Here is a 14,680-nt window from a genome sequence, read left to right as displayed (position 1 = left end):
TTTATTACTATTTTTGTGAAAAATAGTCTGATGCAACTCAAAACCAAATCTTTTTTATTTCAGTTACTTTCATTTGTAGTAATTTTTCTTCCTTTTAGAATAGTGTTGGACAAATTTACTACGTTGGAAGAAATTTTTCCTTCTATTATTTCGTTTGTAATAACTTTGATTTTAGCACCAAAGTTTCAAGTGGTAAAAACCAACGAAGGAGAAAAATTATTTATGAAATGGATTTTTAAAAAAGGAGTGCAAGAATTATAAAAACTATTTTTTAGGTGTAAGTTTCTTTTTGTATATAGGAATAAAATAAGTGATAGTATAATTCATTCCTACACCAAATTTTCCACTATAAGTTCTGTTAAAACCAGGAATGTAGAGATTTTCAAAACCATTAGGTTCTTTGTTGCTCATTAAGTAATTCATTCTGAAACTAAAACCGGCATAAAAGTTAGAAATGACTTCCGCTTTTACACCAAGTAAAAATTCAACCCAAACAGCATTCAATCCATTATATTTTTTATCCGAAATAGTTGAAGGAGCTTCTCCAAAATAAGGATTTTGATTATAGATTTTATAACTGTTAAGTTCCTGACTAAAGGTTGATGAACCAACTCTCAATCCCAAATAAATTAGATTTTCCATATCTAACCAATTCTCATATAGGTTATAGTCAAACCCAACTTTCAGATAACTTCCTTTAGTGGTATAATTTAATCGGTCTTCATTGGTTGTTTTATTTTCATTTCCGATTTCAGCAGCTAAATAATAATTTTTAGAAATGCGATAATCTCCAGCAAACTCCAGTCCTTTGTAATTGTCGTTTATTACACTCAATACCAATCGATAGGCATCAACGCCCACACGAAGGCCATAACGCTCTGTTTTTGGAGTTGGTATACTATCTGATTTACTATTTTGTGCTTTTCCGAAAGAAAAAGTGCAAATCAATATAACACTAAAAATACATTTTGATATGGACATCATCTTCAGAATCAATTTTATTTTTTATCAGTTCAATGTTTTCAATCCAATATTCATCATCAGCCGGATTGGATTTTACAATACCTTCAAAAAGGTTTAGTTCAAAATTAGTTTTAAACCCGCAGCCTCTTGAAACATAAATGTCATTTCGAGTGTAGTTAAAACGCAGTATATCAATATTCGATAAAGTGGACGAGGTTGAATTGATATTTAACGAATATTGTGTGAAATTTTCATTAGTTTTTAAGGGCAGCTCAATTCGGGTAACCAAATTAAAACTCAAGGTTGAATTTGCACCTTCACCAATTACTTCTAAATTGGCTACTTGCTTTAAAACAGAAGTATTTTGACTATCATAAAAATCAATAATTAGTCGTGGAGTAGTATTTGGTTCTGTGCAAATATCATCTTTTTCACATCCTAAAACTAAGACAATAAGCCAACTGAATAGCCAGATTTTTTTCATTTATTTTTTTTCTAAAAGTACAACATTTTCAACATGATGCGTTTGTGGAAACATATCCACAGGTCTAACTCTTGTTACTTTGTAAAGTGCATCAAGAATAGCCAAATCTCTGGCTTGAGTGGCACTATTACAACTAACATATACAATTTTTTCAGGTGCAACTTTCAATAATTGCTGAACAACATCTGCATGCATTCCATCTCTTGGTGGGTCAGTAATAATAACATCAGGTTTACCGTTTTGTTGAATAAAAGAATCAGTAAAAATTACTTTCATATCGCCAACAAAGAACGAACAATTATCAATATTATTTCTTTTGGCATTTTCCTTGGCTTCGCTAATTGCTTCCGGTACCGCTTCTACACCTACTACTTTTTTTGCTTTTTTAGATACAAATTGAGCAATGGTTCCCGTTCCGGTATATAAATCATAAACGATTTCATTTCCGGTTAATCCGGCAAAGTCGCGAGTAATTTTATATAATTCAAACGCTTGCTCAGAATTAGTTTGATAAAAAGATTTGGCATTGACTGAAAAATGCAAGCCTTCCATTTCTTCTAAGATGTAATCTCTTCCGTGAAATAATTTAATTTCTTGGTCGTACAACGTATCATTTCCTTTTTCGTTGATAACATACAACAAAGAAGTGATGGATGGGAAAGTAGTTTTGATATGATTGAGCAATGCCTCACGCATGTTTTTTTCTTCTTTAAAAAACTGCAACAAAACCATAATTTCTCCAGTTGAAGAAGTTCGAATCATCAACGTTCTCAGAATACCGGTTTGATTTCGGGCATTAAAAAAAGGGATTTCATGCTGATTTGCAAAAGCCTTAATCGAATTTCGTATGGCGTTTGAAGGATCTTCTTGTAAATAACAATGTTCAATATCGAGAATTTTATCCCACATTTTAGGTATATGAAAACCTAAAGCATTTCGGTTAGTAAAAGTAGCCTCTTGTTGAATTTCATTTTCGGTCAACCAACGACTATCCGAAAAAGAAAACTCCATTTTATTGCGGTAATAAAATTGCTTTTCAGAACCTAAAATAGGCTCAAAATCAGGTAAATCGATTTTACCAATTCGTTTTAAATGATTGTAAACCTCATTGTTTTTATAATGTAATTGTTTCTCATATTGCATATTTTGCCATTTACAACCTCCACAAACGCCAAAATGAGAGCATTTTGGTTCTACTCTGTCTTTGGAATATTGGTGAAAATGAATGGCTTTCCCTTCAAAGTAGGCTTTTCTCTTCTTAAAGGTTTGAACATCAACTACATCTCCCGGCACTACATTTGGTATAAAAATGACTCTACCATCTTCTGCTTTGGCAACTGATACTCCTTTTGCACCGGCATCTAAAACGGTTACTTCTCTAAATATTATTTTATCTGATTGTTTTCTTCCCATAACGCAAAAATACTCTTTCAACACTAATTATAAACGATTACAAGAATTTATTTTCATAAAAAAAGCCTTCCAATTGAGAAGGCTTTGACTTGATTATGTAGTATCTTAATATTTAATCTTCATGGAACCATTTGTTAATGTAATCACACTGTCATCATTCATATTAATTAAATTTCCTGAAAATGTTGCTTCATAGTTTCCACTAGAATTTTTAGTAATATTTGAAATAAATGTATCTGCATTTTGTATTTCATAATAATCACTACCGGAATAATGTGAACATCTCCATATTTCACCTTCACCGGTAACATCATACTGAGAAGCGATTATTATTGATTTAGTTGGATCACTTTCCATTGTAGCTGAAATAATGATATCTTTATATTCCGTATAATCTTCTATATCAACCGAAATAATATTAAATTTCAAGTCAACACCATTAATTTTTGCCTTAATATAATTTACATCTGATTTATCACTATCGGATGAACAAGACGTTAATATGGATAGACTTGCAATAAAAAAGTAAAAAAAATAATTTTTCATAATGTACATTTTTTGTGTTTTTACAAAATTACAAAATTAAGAACAGAATTAAAAGTTAAAAAACTATTGTATCGAAGTGATATATCGTAAAATTAGTTTTTTACAATTTAAAATAATCAATACTTTTTTTGGTTAATAATTAATGCAAGATAGTAAAAAGTAAAGTTGTCAGTATTATCAAAGCAGGCCCTACTAAACCTACAAAAAATCCTCCTATTCTAAATTCTGATTGATCAATATAACCTGTGCTGTATGCAATTGCGTTTGGGGGAGTAGAAACAGGTAAAAGCAAAGCACATGAGGCACTCAGTCCTATTACAAGCGGTAAAACAATTGGGTTTAATCCACTTGAAATGCTGGAAAGAGAGATAGCAACCGGAATCAAAATGGTTGTCGCCGCTGTATTACTCATAAAATTGGATAATGTAACTGTTGTAATTGAAAATAGAAAAAGTAACAGATATACATTTAATTCTACATTGCTGATTTTTGAAATAAAATAATTGGCAATTCCTTGTTCCTGAATGGCTAACCCAAGTGCTAAACCACCCGCAACCAACATTAAGGTATCCCAAGGCAATGCTCTTACATCATCAGCATCAATAATGCCTAACATGGTTAAAGCAACAATCGGAATGCCCGAAACTGCAGAAACCGGAATACCTGTCCACTGTGAAGTTAACCATAAAATAAGAGTACTAAGCAATACTGTTAACACTATTCGCTTTCTAATTTTTTCCTCTTCTCTGAATTCTTCTTCGGTTTCAATATTGTCTTGAAGAAAATCAAGCGATACTATTTCGTTTTTGATAGCATATTTTACTACCAATACTTTCCAAAAAAGAAAAATCAATATTACAGATACCGGTACACCAATTGTCATCCATTCTATAAATGAAATTTTTACACCAATTCCTTCCAATGCTCCAACCGCAATTGCGTTGGGTGCAGAACCAATTATTGTTCCCATTCCACCAATTGAAGCTGCTGCGGGAATACCAATAACCAACATTTTTGTTATAGGTGAATTTTTTCCTAATTGCACAAACAATGGGGCTACAGTGGCAATCATCATCGCTGTGGTAGCGGTATTACTCATCAACATCGAAATAACTCCGGTTGTCATCATAATGCCTAAAACGATATTTTGGGCTTTATTTCCAAATCGAGGAGCAGCAATTTTTAACAATTGAAAATCTAATTTTGTTTTTTTCATTCCTTCAGCTAAAAAGAATCCACCTAAAAATAACCAAATTACGCCGTCCGACCACGTTTGAACATATCGTTTGGCATCCATCGTATTTTCTTGTCCCATCGTAAAAACTAAAAAACCTACAATTAAAATACCTACAGCAAATGGCGGAATAGCCTCAGTAACCCATAATCCGATAGAAAAAAACAATAAAAATAAAACATAATCTTGAGTGGGCGTGAATGATTGGTCCCTAAGTATCATAACCAACAAGATGGAAAGTACAGCCGAAAATAAAAATAAAATCGTCCGATTTTGACGGGCAACTTTTAATTCAAACTTAGTCAACTGTTTGAGCGAATAATTTCTTGAATCTGCCATTTTATTCTAATTTTCAGTAAAATTAAGCACTTTTTTTAGGTTTGAAATTGATAATAATCATTTTTATTTTAACTATCTACGCAATCGTTTTCTCTAATATTTCTTATTTTTGTAGTCAAAAGGATGATTTCTCTCCCTGTAAAAGTAGGAATGGTAAGTTACTTATTTTTTAAATTGTATAAAAATGTCAGTTTTAGAAAAAACCAATTCATCAGCATTAATCGCTTTAGAAGACCAATATGGAGCTCATAATTATCATCCGCTTCCTGTTGTATTATCCCGTGGAGAGGGAGTTTATGTTTGGGATGTAGAAGGAAAAAGATATTATGATTTTTTATCAGCCTATTCTGCTGTGAACCAAGGTCATTGTCATCCTAAAATTGTGAATGCTTTGGTAACACAAGCACAAACGTTGACCTTAACTTCTCGAGCTTTTTACAATGATAAACTAGGTTCTTATGAGAAGTTTATCACAAAAATGTTTGGTTTTGAAAAAATATTGCCCATGAATACTGGTGCAGAAGCTGTTGAAACCGCTCTCAAAATTTGTCGTAAATGGGCGTATGAAAAGAAAGGTTTAGACGAACACCAAGCCCAAATCATTGTTTGTGATAACAATTTTCATGGTCGAACTACTACAATTATCTCTTTTTCAAATGACGAAAATGCAAGAAAAAATTTCGGTCCCTACACAGAAGGATTTATTCGTATTCCGTATGATGATGTAAAGGCTCTTCAAAATGTGTTAGAAAATAATTCAAATGTTGCCGGTTTTCTGGTAGAGCCCATCCAAGGGGAAGCAGGCGTTTATGTGCCCAATGAAAGTTACTTAAAACAAGTTAAAGCTTTATGTGAAAAACATGAAGTTTTATTCATTGCGGATGAAGTGCAAACCGGAATTGCCAGAACGGGTTCTCTATTAGCTGTGTGTGGAAATTGTTCTTGCGAAAACCATTGTGAACAACAAGAAACCTATTCCAAACCGGACATTTTGATATTAGGTAAAGCGGTCTCCGGTGGTGTTTATCCGGTTTCTGCTGTTTTAGCCGATGATGAAATTATGCACGTAATTAAACCCGGTCAACATGGTTCTACTTTCGGTGGAAATCCTTTGGCTGCAGCAGTGGCAACAGCTGCTTTAGAAGTAGTATATGACGAAAACTTAGCTCAAAATGCAAAACGATTGGGTAAAATTTTCAGAGAAAAATTGAATCAGTACATTCAAACCAGTTCAATTGTAAAATTAGTGAGAGGCAAAGGTCTTCTGAATGCAATCGTAATCAACGATACCGAAGACAGCTCAACCGCTTGGGACATTTGTATGAAAATGGCTGAAAATGGACTGCTAGCCAAACCTACTCACGGAAACATCATACGTTTTGCTCCACCCTTAGTAATGAATGAAGAACAATTGAACGAATGTGTCGAAATCATTATCAAATCGGTAAAAGAATTTGAAAGATAAAAAAAAGGGGAAAACTCCCCTTTTTTTATTGTCCGAACATTTCTCTGATTTTTTCTTCCATTAATTCTTGGTCTTGCATTCCTTCAAATCCAAAAGTTAGGAACATCCAAATAACCAAAAGCAAGTACAAAATACTTAAAACCAATCCAATATAGGCCAAAACTTTTCCGGTTTTGATGTTCGAATAATTGGAATACAGTTCCGGACTTGCTAAATATAATTGAGTGTCTTTTTTAGCCAAGACAAGAGCTATAACCGCCATAATAATTCCTAAAATTCCATAACAGCAGCAGGTGAGAATCGAAAGGATTCCTAAAATTAAAACCGCTGTGGCATTGGGTAATTTTTGTTTTTCCATAAATAAGTTGATTTTTAGTATTGATTAGTAATAGATTAATTTATAAAAATAGGAAAAGACCATGATAAAAGCAGTAATGATACCCAATAATACAATAATTTTATGGTAGTCTCTTGATTTGTCCAATAAATTGATTCCAATAAAAAGAAAAAAAAGGAGCATCGAGTAAATAGCCGGATACATGTATAAAGCTCCTTCAAAATCACCATTCATCAATAAAACCAACGAACGCTGAATACCGCATCCGAAACAATCAATGCCAAAAAGCTTTTTCGACAAACAAGGTAACATGTATTCCTCCATCATTGGAAATTTTTAAAATACAATTTTACAAAAAAATGTTTTTCTTTGATTTCTTTACTATAATTATTTTTACTTTTACGAAGTAAAATATAGCCATATTTCATGAAAAATTGGTTTTTGATTCCAATGTGCATTGCACTTTTCTTTGCGTTTTATTTACCCAAAGATTCACCTTATCATCTTTTGGGAAAAACAGCAGCTATTGTTTTTGTAATGATTGGTGTCATGAAACTCATGCAAAAAATTCCCAGTAAAAACCAAAACGAAGATGAGGATGTTTAAAATTGGCGACTCGGTTATGGCTATCGATGATGATGTTAAAGGATCAATTGTGGCCATCAAAAATGATACTATTGATATTGAAACCGAAGATGGATTTTTATTGACTTTTCATCAAAAGGAATTAATTCTCGACCAGCAAAAGGCTGAATTTCATTCATTTTTTTCACGAGAAAAGGTGAACGCTGCTTTAAAAGAAAAAGCTGATTCAAAAAAAGCGATTACTCAAAAAGCTAAAAAATCCAGAAAAGAGGATTATGCTATTGAAATCGACCTTCACATCGAAAAACTCGTTCCAAACAAAAAAGGAATGAACAATTATGAGATCTTAAATATACAACTCGAAACGGCTAAACGCCAATTGGAGTTTGCTCAACGAAATAGAATTCCAAGAATAGTTTTTATTCATGGAGTAGGAGAAGGGGTCCTAAAGTATGAACTGGAAAGCTTGCTAAAACGGTATGATAACATAACCTTTCAAGAAGCCAATTTCCAAAAATATGGATTTGGTGCTACCGAAGTTTATTTTATTCAGAAAAATAGTTTCTAAAGCGGAGTAACTATTGCTCCTAATGCATACGAATCACCTAATTTAAAAGTTACTCCGTTGCGTTCCATGGTCACTTTTTTCAACGTAATGGTTTGGCGATAACCAACTAACGGACTCTGATTGTCGGTTGGAATTTCGTATTCTTCGGTTGTTACTACTTCAATGATTCCACTTACGTCGGTTACTCCATTTTGAGCTGTCCATCGTTGTAATAATGTGGGAGTTGTTGGTGTTGGACTTGCACACATAAAGGCATCGTTAATGTTGTCAGCATAATAATCCAATTGCAATTGATAGGTAGAACCGATTAAATCTTTTCTGGGATTATCTGCCGTAGTTACTTCATTAAGAAAAAGACTACCATCTGTAGTTAACCGTAGAGATTGACTACCCACCACTTTATAAACAAAATTAAAAGAAGTATCACATGCTTTCAAGGTAAAATCCACAAAATTAGCCGGTGGAGTGGCTGTTGTAATATAATTTCCAAAATCTAAAACACTATATAATTGTTGTGTTCCATTGCTTTTTTCAAAATTTACATTTCGAATGACTACTGTATGAGTATAACCGGATACAAAAGAGGAATTATCTGTGTCATTTGTAGTTTTATTGGCTGTAGTCGTAATTTCAATTGTTCCGGAAACAGCATTCCATTCTTCCGTAACGGTTGGATTGGCAGGTGGAATGGTCGTACATATTGCTCCACTTGTAACGGTACCATTATATATTCTATATATTAATTTATTGGCACCGGTAATGCTAACTGTACGAGGTTGACCATCTGGCGTTATTTCATTGATAAAATTATTTTCAGGAATTTGAAGTAAAAGCACTTCAGAACCATTTATTTTATATACAAAAAATCCGGAAGCTCCACTATTACAGGAGGCGGAAGAAACAGTTGAAAAATCAAAAGTATCGATATTGAAATCACCATCGTCACATCCAAAAAGACTTATGGTTAAAAGTAAAATCCAAAAAAAGTGTTTCATAATTCCAAAAATAATAAGCAAAAATAGAACTTTTAACTTCTCTGAAAAGCATTTATTTTTAATTAGGATGTTTTTAACCTTATTCCGTATCTTTGAAATTCAAAAAAAAATTTAAAATGAACAAAGTAGTATTGTTATTTTTTGTGATTATAACCCCTTTTGCAATGGCTCAAAAACTGAATTCGCCCAACAACCAATTGGAACTTAAAGTAGGGGTGAACAAAATTGGAAGACCTTACTATTCATTGTTGTACAAAAACAAAGCTGTTGTCGAGACCTCTTTTTTAGGATTAGTGTTGAAACAAACCAATACGTTAGCGGCTGATTTTGAAATTAAAAATCATGCTATAAAAACAGTGAATGAAAAATGGAATCCTGTGTTGGGTGAACAAAAAGAAATTACCAATCATTTTAATGAGTTAACGGTTGAATTATTTCAAAAAACTACCCAACGTAAAATGAATATCGTTTTTCGATTGTTTGATGAAGGGTTGGCTTTTCGATATGAAATTCCGGCACAAGAAAAACTGAATTACTTTGTTATTAGTGATGAAACGACCCAATTTGCCTTAACGGAAGATTACAAAGTTTTCTGGATTCCGGGCGATTATGATAGTCAGGAATATGTTTATAACGAAACCAAATTATCCGAAATTGATGTTACTAAATTGGATATGAATAACGGTATCGGCATGAAAGGACCAATGGCGAAATCTAGAATTCAATCACCGGTAATGCTAAAGTCACCCAGCGGAATGTATGTGAATATTTTTGAAGCCGCCGTAGTCAATTACCCGATTATGCATTTGGATGTAGATACGTCAACTTTTTTAATGCAATCGCATTTGGTACCCAATGCTATTGGTGACAAAGCGTATCTTCAAGCACCGGCCAATACGCCATGGAGAACTATCATGGTGAGTGATGATGCACGAAAAATACTAGCTTCAAAAATGACACTCAATTTGAATGAACCTTCAAAAATTGAAGATACTTCGTGGATAAAACCTATGAAATATGTCGGCATTTGGTGGGAAATGCACGTGGGAAAAGCTACTTGGGATTATGCCGGCTCACAAAATGCTCAGATGGCTCAGGATGCTGAATTAAAACCTACCGGAAAACATGGTGCTACCACTGAAAACACCAAAAAATACATTGATTTTGCCGCCAAACACGGTTTTGATGGCGTTTTGGTAGAAGGTTGGAATGTAGGCTGGGAAGATTGGTTTGGCAATTGGAAAGAAAATGTTTTCGATTTTGTAACGCCATATCCTGATTTCAATGTAGAAGAAGTTAAAAAATATGCACAATCCAAAGGAGTCAAAATGATCATGCACCATGAAACTTCGGGTTCGGTAGCCAATTACGAACGCCGATTGGACCGTGCGTTTTCGTTCATGAAAAAACACAATTATGATGCCGTGAAAACCGGTTATGTTGGCAAAATAATTCCGCGTGGCGAATGGCATGACGGTCAAACGATGGTGAATCATTTTAATTGGGTAGTAGAACGTGCAGCTGAATATAAAATCATGGTCAATTCTCACGAATCATCACGACCAACCGGTGTACATCGTACCTACCCCAATTACATTGCAGCCGAAGCCGCTCGTGGAAACGAGTTCAATGCCTGGAGTATAGGAAATCCACCTGCTCATGAAACGATTTTACCGTTTACTCGCTTTTTGGGAGGACCAATGGATTATACACCGGGGATTTTTGAAATCAAAATGAGTCATTATGATGCAGCTAAAAAAGAACAAGTCCATACCACTTTAGCCAAGCAATTGGCCTTGTATGTTACGATTTACAGTCCGTTACAAATGGCAGCTGATTTACCTGAAAATTACGAACGTTATCCGGATGCCTTTCAATTCATCAAGGATGTAGAAGTAGATTGGGACGATACCCGAATTTTGGAAGCCGAACCCGGAGATTTCGTTACTATCGCCCGAAAAACTAAAGGAAAAGAAACCTGGTTTTTAGGAGCCATCACCGATGAAAATCCAAGAAGTACTGAAATAACAGTAGACTTCCTAACACCGGGTAAAAAATACAAAGCCACCATTTACCAAGACGGAAAAGACGCTCATTGGGAAAAAAATCCTAAAGCATATACCATCAAAACCATCGAAGTAACCGCAAAGTCTAAAATAAAATTGAACCTAGCAGCAGGTGGAGGAACAGCGATTAGTTTCTTTCCTCTTTAAGGGAAATAGGTATTAGGAGATAGGCAATAGGCAATGGGTAATAGGTAATAGGTAATGGGTAATAGGTAATAGGTAATGGGTAATAGGTAATACGAAAGTGAAATTCTATCTTTTTGTCATTCCGCAAGATGACGAAGTCGAAATAGGAACCTCCTGCTTAGCAGGACAAAAAGCAAGATAATCCATCTTTTTGTCATTCCGCAAGATGACAAAGTCGAAATAGGAACCTCCTGCGAAGCAGGACAAAAAGCAAGATAATCCATCTTTTTGTCATTCCGCAAGATGACGAAGTCGAAATAGGAATCTCCTGCGAAGCAGGTCAAAAAGCTACGTAATAAATGAACAAAATATACCTCGATAACGCCTCCACCACCTCCATCCGTCCTGAAGTCATTCAGGAAATGGTAAAGGTGATGCAAACTGAATTCGGCAACCCGTCTTCAACGCACAGCTATGGTCGGGGAGCCAAAGTGATTTTGGAATCGGCACGCAAAAGCATAGCCAAGCAACTGAATTGTTCCGCTCAGGAAATTATTTTCACTTCTTCCGGTACAGAAGCCGATAATTGGATACTCCAAAATGCAGTACAAAAATTAGGAGTAAAACGCATTATTACTACCAAAATCGAACACCATGCTGTATTGTATCCGGTGTTGGCTTTACAAAAAGAATACGGAATTACAGTTGAATTTCTTTCCATTTTAGAAAACGGGCATATCGATTATCGCCAACTTGAACAATTATTAGAGACAAATATCCCAACCCTGGTATCCTTAATGCAGGTGAACAATGAAACCGGTGTGGTATTGGATATGGAGCGAGTGGCGTCACATTGTAAAGACCACAAAGCCTATTTTCATTCTGATACGGTACAATCCATTGGGAAAACAGAAATAGATGTACAACAATTACCCATCGATTTTTTAACGGCTAGTGCTCATAAATTCCACGGACCAAAAGGGGTTGGCTTTGCTTTTGTGCGAAAAAATACGCCCATGCAATCGCTGCTTTTAGGTGGTGAACAAGAAAAAGGTTTACGTGCCGGAACCGAATCAGTCCATCAAATTGCCGGAATGGCTAAAGCACTCGAAATCGCTTATCAAAATTTAGATACCGAACGAAATGCGATTTTTGAATTGAAAAAATACGCCATTGAAAAATTGACTGCTCAATTTCCAACAATTAAATTCAATGGGGGTTTGGAAACGTTTTACTCTATTCTGAATGTGCAATTGCCTTTACCCAAAGAAAAATCAGCGTTGATTTTGTTTGAATTAGACATGAAAGGAATTGCAGTTTCCAGAGGAAGTGCTTGCCAATCGGGAAGCAGTAAACCTTCTCACGTATTGGCCGAATTTTTAACGGTGGAAGAATTAGAATGCCCCAGTATTCGACTGTCCTTCAGTCACGAAAATACAAAAGAAGAAATCGATTATTTTGTGTCGTGTTTGGTAGCGATGTAAGCGGGATTCCTTATTTTTGTACCACAACAACACAACCATGTATAAACTACTGATTCGACCTCTATTATTCTGTTTCGATCCGGAACGAGTACATTATTTTACCTTTTCATTGATTCGTTTTTTACATCAAATACCCGGCATGGGAAAATTATTTCAATCACTGTATGAAGTGAAACATCCGAAATTAGAACGGGAAGTTTTCGGATTGAAATTCAAAAATCCGGTAGGATTGGCAGCAGGATTTGATAAAGATGCAAAGTTATATCAAGAGTTGTCCAATTTTGGTTTTGGATTCATCGAAATAGGAACCTTAACCCCAAAACCGCAAGAAGGTAATCCCAAAAAAAGACTATTTCGGCTCAAAGAAGATGCGGCCATCATCAACCGTATGGGATTTAATAATGGAGGAGTAACACAAGCAGTTGAGCGTTTGAAAAAAAACAAAGGCGTATTAATTGGCGGAAACATCGGGAAGAATAAAAATACACCCAACGAGGAAGCTACTTCTGATTACGAAATCTGTTTTGAAGCCTTATTCCCTTACGTGGATTATTTTGTGGTGAATGTGAGTTCACCAAACACGCCCAATTTACGAGCCTTGCAAGACAAAGAACCCCTTACGCAATTGCTGCAAACCCTTCAAAACCGAAATGAAACCAAAGCTAAATCTAAACCTATTCTTTTAAAAATTGCCCCTGATTTGACGGATGAGCAATTGTTAGACATCATAGACATTGTCAAATCCACTAAAATAGCAGGGGTCATTGCCACAAATACCACACTTTCTCGAGAAGGCCTAAAATCACAAAACAAAACCGAAATGGGCGGATTAAGCGGTAAACCGCTAACCAAACGTTCTACTGAAGTCATTCGCTTCTTGAGTGAGAAAAGCAATCGTGCCTTTCCTATCATTGGAGTAGGAGGGATTCATTCAGCAGATGATGCGATAGAAAAATTAGAAGCCGGTGCCAGTTTAGTCCAACTTTACACCGGATTCATTTATGAAGGTCCGAGATTAATAAAGGAGATTAACCAAAGGATTTTGAAGAATGGTAAATTTTAAATAATTAGTGATGAAAAAAATATTTAAATTTTCACTTATTACTGCAGTAGTTCTTTATTCAATTTATTTTATCCTAAACATAACGGGCGTTTTAAGTATTTATAACAATTCTACTGTTGCTAATGAGCCTAATTTGAAAATGAATTCTAAAATTCTGATTTCAAATTTGATAAACCCTATAAATGGTGATTTTGTATCATTCAAGTTTGAAGATGCTAAGTTTGGAAAAGCGGTTAGAATTTTCAGATTGTGTGGAAAAGAAAACGATATAATTGAAATTAAAAATGGAGTTGTATTTATAAATAACGAAAATAGAGATAAAGATGTAAACTTCATTCACAACTATTTTTTAACTTCTAATAATTATCAAAATTTAGCTTTAAATGAAAAGCAACATTACATATCTATTTCTCAATTCATTAATAATGACAGCCTAATAGTATCGATTGATGATAATTTTGCCAATAAAAAGGGTTTTGGTCATAAAAGAGTTACTGAAAAAGATACTGATAAGAATATAAAAAGTATTTTCAAACATGATTGGAATAAAGATAATTTTGGTCCGATTAAAGTACCTGAGGGTAAAGTTTTTCTGTTAGGTGATAACAGAGATAATTCTGAAGATTCAAGATATTTGGGATTCATAAATTTTTCGGATATTATAGGAACAGTTTTGTTTAATAATTAACTTTATTGAGTATGCTCAATAAACTGTGTCAAATATAAAAAATAGAAGGATGAATTTTTTAAATTTGATTTATTATGAGCGAACAATTCGATTTTGAGTCTTTCTCTAAGTCAGCTATAGAGAAATTAAAGCAAGGTAAACCCTTGACAGGTGCAGATGGTGTTTTTACACCGCTTTTAAAAATGATTTTAGAAGCTTCACTTGAGAGTGAAATAACAGATCACGTCCAAGAGACTAAATCAGAAAAAAATAGGCGTAACGGTAAAGCAAAGAAAACAATTACCAGTGGTTTAGGAAGTTTTGAATTAGAAACACCCAGAGACC

The 14,680-nt window shown here is 34.4% G+C and carries 17 protein-coding genes; 9 read left to right on the top strand and 8 right to left on the bottom strand.

Annotated features, from left to right (window positions below; translation table 11 throughout):
* The first annotated feature begins 30 nt into the window (after window positions 1–30).
* Window positions 31–261 carry a hypothetical protein gene (locus H601_RS0110600; RefSeq protein WP_026711502.1) on the top strand — a complete coding sequence of 77 codons (231 nt, stop codon included), beginning with the start codon at window positions 31–33 and terminating at the stop codon, window positions 259–261.
* A gap of 3 nt (window positions 262–264) precedes the next feature.
* Here H601_RS0110600 and H601_RS0110595 read toward each other — a convergent pair whose 3' ends face one another.
* The 5 genes from H601_RS0110595 to H601_RS0110575 all read right to left on the bottom strand — a co-directional run bounded on the left by H601_RS0110595 (window position 265) and on the right by H601_RS0110575 (window position 4,979).
* Window positions 265–984: a DUF6048 family protein gene (locus tag H601_RS0110595; protein ID WP_026711501.1), complete on the bottom strand. Its 720-nt coding sequence runs from the start codon at window positions 982–984 to the stop codon at window positions 265–267.
* Window positions 956–1,447 carry a DUF6452 family protein gene (locus tag H601_RS0110590; RefSeq protein ID WP_026711500.1) on the bottom strand — a complete coding sequence of 164 codons (492 nt, stop codon included), beginning with the start codon at window positions 1,445–1,447 and terminating at the stop codon, window positions 956–958. The genes H601_RS0110595 and H601_RS0110590 overlap by 29 nt, the downstream gene beginning before the upstream one ends.
* Window positions 1,448–2,860 carry a 23S rRNA (uracil(1939)-C(5))-methyltransferase RlmD gene (gene rlmD, locus H601_RS0110585; protein ID WP_026711499.1) on the bottom strand — a complete coding sequence of 471 codons (1,413 nt, stop codon included), beginning with the start codon at window positions 2,858–2,860 and terminating at the stop codon, window positions 1,448–1,450. It abuts the gene before it with no gap.
* Window positions 2,861–2,965: 105 nt separating this feature from the next.
* The gene (locus H601_RS0110580; RefSeq protein WP_026711498.1) at window positions 2,966–3,406 is read right to left on the bottom strand and encodes a hypothetical protein; all 441 of its coding nucleotides are present in this window, start codon (window positions 3,404–3,406) and stop codon (window positions 2,966–2,968) included.
* Window positions 3,407–3,545: 139 nt separating this feature from the next.
* Entirely contained in the window at window positions 3,546–4,979 is a 1,434-nt protein-coding gene (locus tag H601_RS0110575; protein ID WP_211223547.1) for an SLC13 family permease, read from the bottom strand.
* 184 nt (window positions 4,980–5,163) lie between these two features.
* Between H601_RS0110575 and rocD the strand changes: the two genes are divergently transcribed.
* The gene (gene rocD, locus H601_RS0110570) at window positions 5,164–6,444 is read left to right on the top strand and encodes an ornithine--oxo-acid transaminase (RefSeq protein ID WP_026711496.1); all 1,281 of its coding nucleotides are present in this window, start codon (window positions 5,164–5,166) and stop codon (window positions 6,442–6,444) included.
* 25 nt (window positions 6,445–6,469) lie between these two features.
* Here rocD and H601_RS0110565 read toward each other — a convergent pair whose 3' ends face one another.
* Both H601_RS0110565 and H601_RS0110560 read right to left on the bottom strand, forming a co-directional pair.
* Window positions 6,470–6,802 (bottom strand): CCC motif membrane protein, encoded by a 333-nt coding sequence (locus H601_RS0110565; protein ID WP_026711495.1) that lies wholly within the window; start codon window positions 6,800–6,802, stop codon window positions 6,470–6,472.
* A gap of 24 nt (window positions 6,803–6,826) precedes the next feature.
* Window positions 6,827–7,108, bottom strand: a complete 282-nt coding sequence (locus H601_RS0110560) for a DUF2752 domain-containing protein (RefSeq protein WP_342663353.1) — start codon at window positions 7,106–7,108, stop codon at window positions 6,827–6,829.
* A gap of 99 nt (window positions 7,109–7,207) precedes the next feature.
* On the opposite strand from H601_RS0110560, the gene H601_RS16510 reads away from it, so the two are divergent.
* Together H601_RS16510 and H601_RS0110545 are read left to right on the top strand one after the other, a co-directional pair.
* Window positions 7,208–7,387: a hypothetical protein gene (locus tag H601_RS16510; protein ID WP_026711493.1), complete on the top strand. Its 180-nt coding sequence runs from the start codon at window positions 7,208–7,210 to the stop codon at window positions 7,385–7,387.
* Window positions 7,374–7,934, top strand: coding sequence for a Smr/MutS family protein (locus tag H601_RS0110545; protein WP_342663352.1), 561 nt, complete (start codon window positions 7,374–7,376; stop codon window positions 7,932–7,934). Before H601_RS16510 ends, H601_RS0110545 begins: the two co-directional genes overlap by 14 nt.
* Here the strand turns inward: H601_RS0110545 and H601_RS0110540 are convergent.
* Window positions 7,931–8,929, bottom strand: a complete 999-nt coding sequence (locus tag H601_RS0110540; RefSeq protein ID WP_026711491.1) for a hypothetical protein — start codon at window positions 8,927–8,929, stop codon at window positions 7,931–7,933. The genes H601_RS0110545 and H601_RS0110540 overlap by 4 nt on opposite strands.
* A gap of 116 nt (window positions 8,930–9,045) precedes the next feature.
* On the opposite strand from H601_RS0110540, the gene H601_RS0110535 reads away from it, so the two are divergent.
* The 5 genes from H601_RS0110535 to H601_RS0110515 all read left to right on the top strand — a co-directional run.
* Window positions 9,046–11,142, top strand: coding sequence for a glycoside hydrolase family 97 protein (locus H601_RS0110535; protein ID WP_026711490.1), 2,097 nt, complete (start codon window positions 9,046–9,048; stop codon window positions 11,140–11,142).
* A gap of 338 nt (window positions 11,143–11,480) precedes the next feature.
* Window positions 11,481–12,605, top strand: a complete 1,125-nt coding sequence (locus H601_RS0110530) for a cysteine desulfurase family protein (protein ID WP_026711489.1) — start codon at window positions 11,481–11,483, stop codon at window positions 12,603–12,605.
* A 37-nt stretch (window positions 12,606–12,642) separates the two neighbouring features.
* A complete protein-coding gene (locus tag H601_RS0110525; protein ID WP_026711488.1) occupies window positions 12,643–13,668 on the top strand; it encodes a quinone-dependent dihydroorotate dehydrogenase in 1,026 nt (341 codons plus the stop codon).
* Window positions 13,669–13,678: 10 nt separating this feature from the next.
* Complete coding sequence (lepB, locus tag H601_RS0110520) at window positions 13,679–14,356, top strand: signal peptidase I (RefSeq protein ID WP_026711487.1); 678 nt, start codon at window positions 13,679–13,681, stop codon at window positions 14,354–14,356.
* A 74-nt stretch (window positions 14,357–14,430) separates the two neighbouring features.
* On the top strand, window positions 14,431–14,680 hold a 250-nt coding region (locus H601_RS0110515), incomplete at its 3' end, for a transposase (RefSeq protein ID WP_026711486.1).

Origin of the sequence: Flavobacterium filum DSM 17961 (assembly GCF_000425465.1) — a bacterium.
Taxonomy (GTDB): Bacteria; Bacteroidota; Bacteroidia; order Flavobacteriales; family Flavobacteriaceae; genus Flavobacterium; species Flavobacterium filum.
Note: the sequence above shows the minus strand (reverse complement) of the source record. Positions and strands in the feature narration are given on the sequence as shown.

What these genes read in the sequence shown, in the direction of transcription:
- H601_RS0110600 (WP_026711502.1), top strand. Translation starts at nt 31, where the DNA reads ATGCAACTCAAAACCAAATCTTTTTTATTTCAGTTACTTTCATTTGTA.
- H601_RS0110595 (WP_026711501.1), bottom strand. Translation starts at nt 984, where the DNA reads ATGATGTCCATATCAAAATGTATTTTTAGTGTTATATTGATTTGCACT.
- H601_RS0110590 (WP_026711500.1), bottom strand. Translation starts at nt 1,447, where the DNA reads ATGAAAAAAATCTGGCTATTCAGTTGGCTTATTGTCTTAGTTTTAGGA.
- rlmD (WP_026711499.1), bottom strand. Translation starts at nt 2,860, where the DNA reads ATGGGAAGAAAACAATCAGATAAAATAATATTTAGAGAAGTAACCGTT.
- H601_RS0110580 (WP_026711498.1), bottom strand. Translation starts at nt 3,406, where the DNA reads ATGAAAAATTATTTTTTTTACTTTTTTATTGCAAGTCTATCCATATTA.
- H601_RS0110575 (WP_211223547.1), bottom strand. Translation starts at nt 4,979, where the DNA reads ATGGCAGATTCAAGAAATTATTCGCTCAAACAGTTGACTAAGTTTGAA.
- rocD (WP_026711496.1), top strand. Translation starts at nt 5,164, where the DNA reads ATGTCAGTTTTAGAAAAAACCAATTCATCAGCATTAATCGCTTTAGAA.
- H601_RS0110565 (WP_026711495.1), bottom strand. Translation starts at nt 6,802, where the DNA reads ATGGAAAAACAAAAATTACCCAATGCCACAGCGGTTTTAATTTTAGGA.
- H601_RS0110560 (WP_342663353.1), bottom strand. Translation starts at nt 7,108, where the DNA reads ATGATGGAGGAATACATGTTACCTTGTTTGTCGAAAAAGCTTTTTGGC.
- H601_RS16510 (WP_026711493.1), top strand. Translation starts at nt 7,208, where the DNA reads ATGAAAAATTGGTTTTTGATTCCAATGTGCATTGCACTTTTCTTTGCG.
- H601_RS0110545 (WP_342663352.1), top strand. Translation starts at nt 7,374, where the DNA reads ATGAGGATGTTTAAAATTGGCGACTCGGTTATGGCTATCGATGATGAT.
- H601_RS0110540 (WP_026711491.1), bottom strand. Translation starts at nt 8,929, where the DNA reads ATGAAACACTTTTTTTGGATTTTACTTTTAACCATAAGTCTTTTTGGA.
- H601_RS0110535 (WP_026711490.1), top strand. Translation starts at nt 9,046, where the DNA reads ATGAACAAAGTAGTATTGTTATTTTTTGTGATTATAACCCCTTTTGCA.
- H601_RS0110530 (WP_026711489.1), top strand. Translation starts at nt 11,481, where the DNA reads ATGAACAAAATATACCTCGATAACGCCTCCACCACCTCCATCCGTCCT.
- H601_RS0110525 (WP_026711488.1), top strand. Translation starts at nt 12,643, where the DNA reads ATGTATAAACTACTGATTCGACCTCTATTATTCTGTTTCGATCCGGAA.
- lepB (WP_026711487.1), top strand. Translation starts at nt 13,679, where the DNA reads ATGAAAAAAATATTTAAATTTTCACTTATTACTGCAGTAGTTCTTTAT.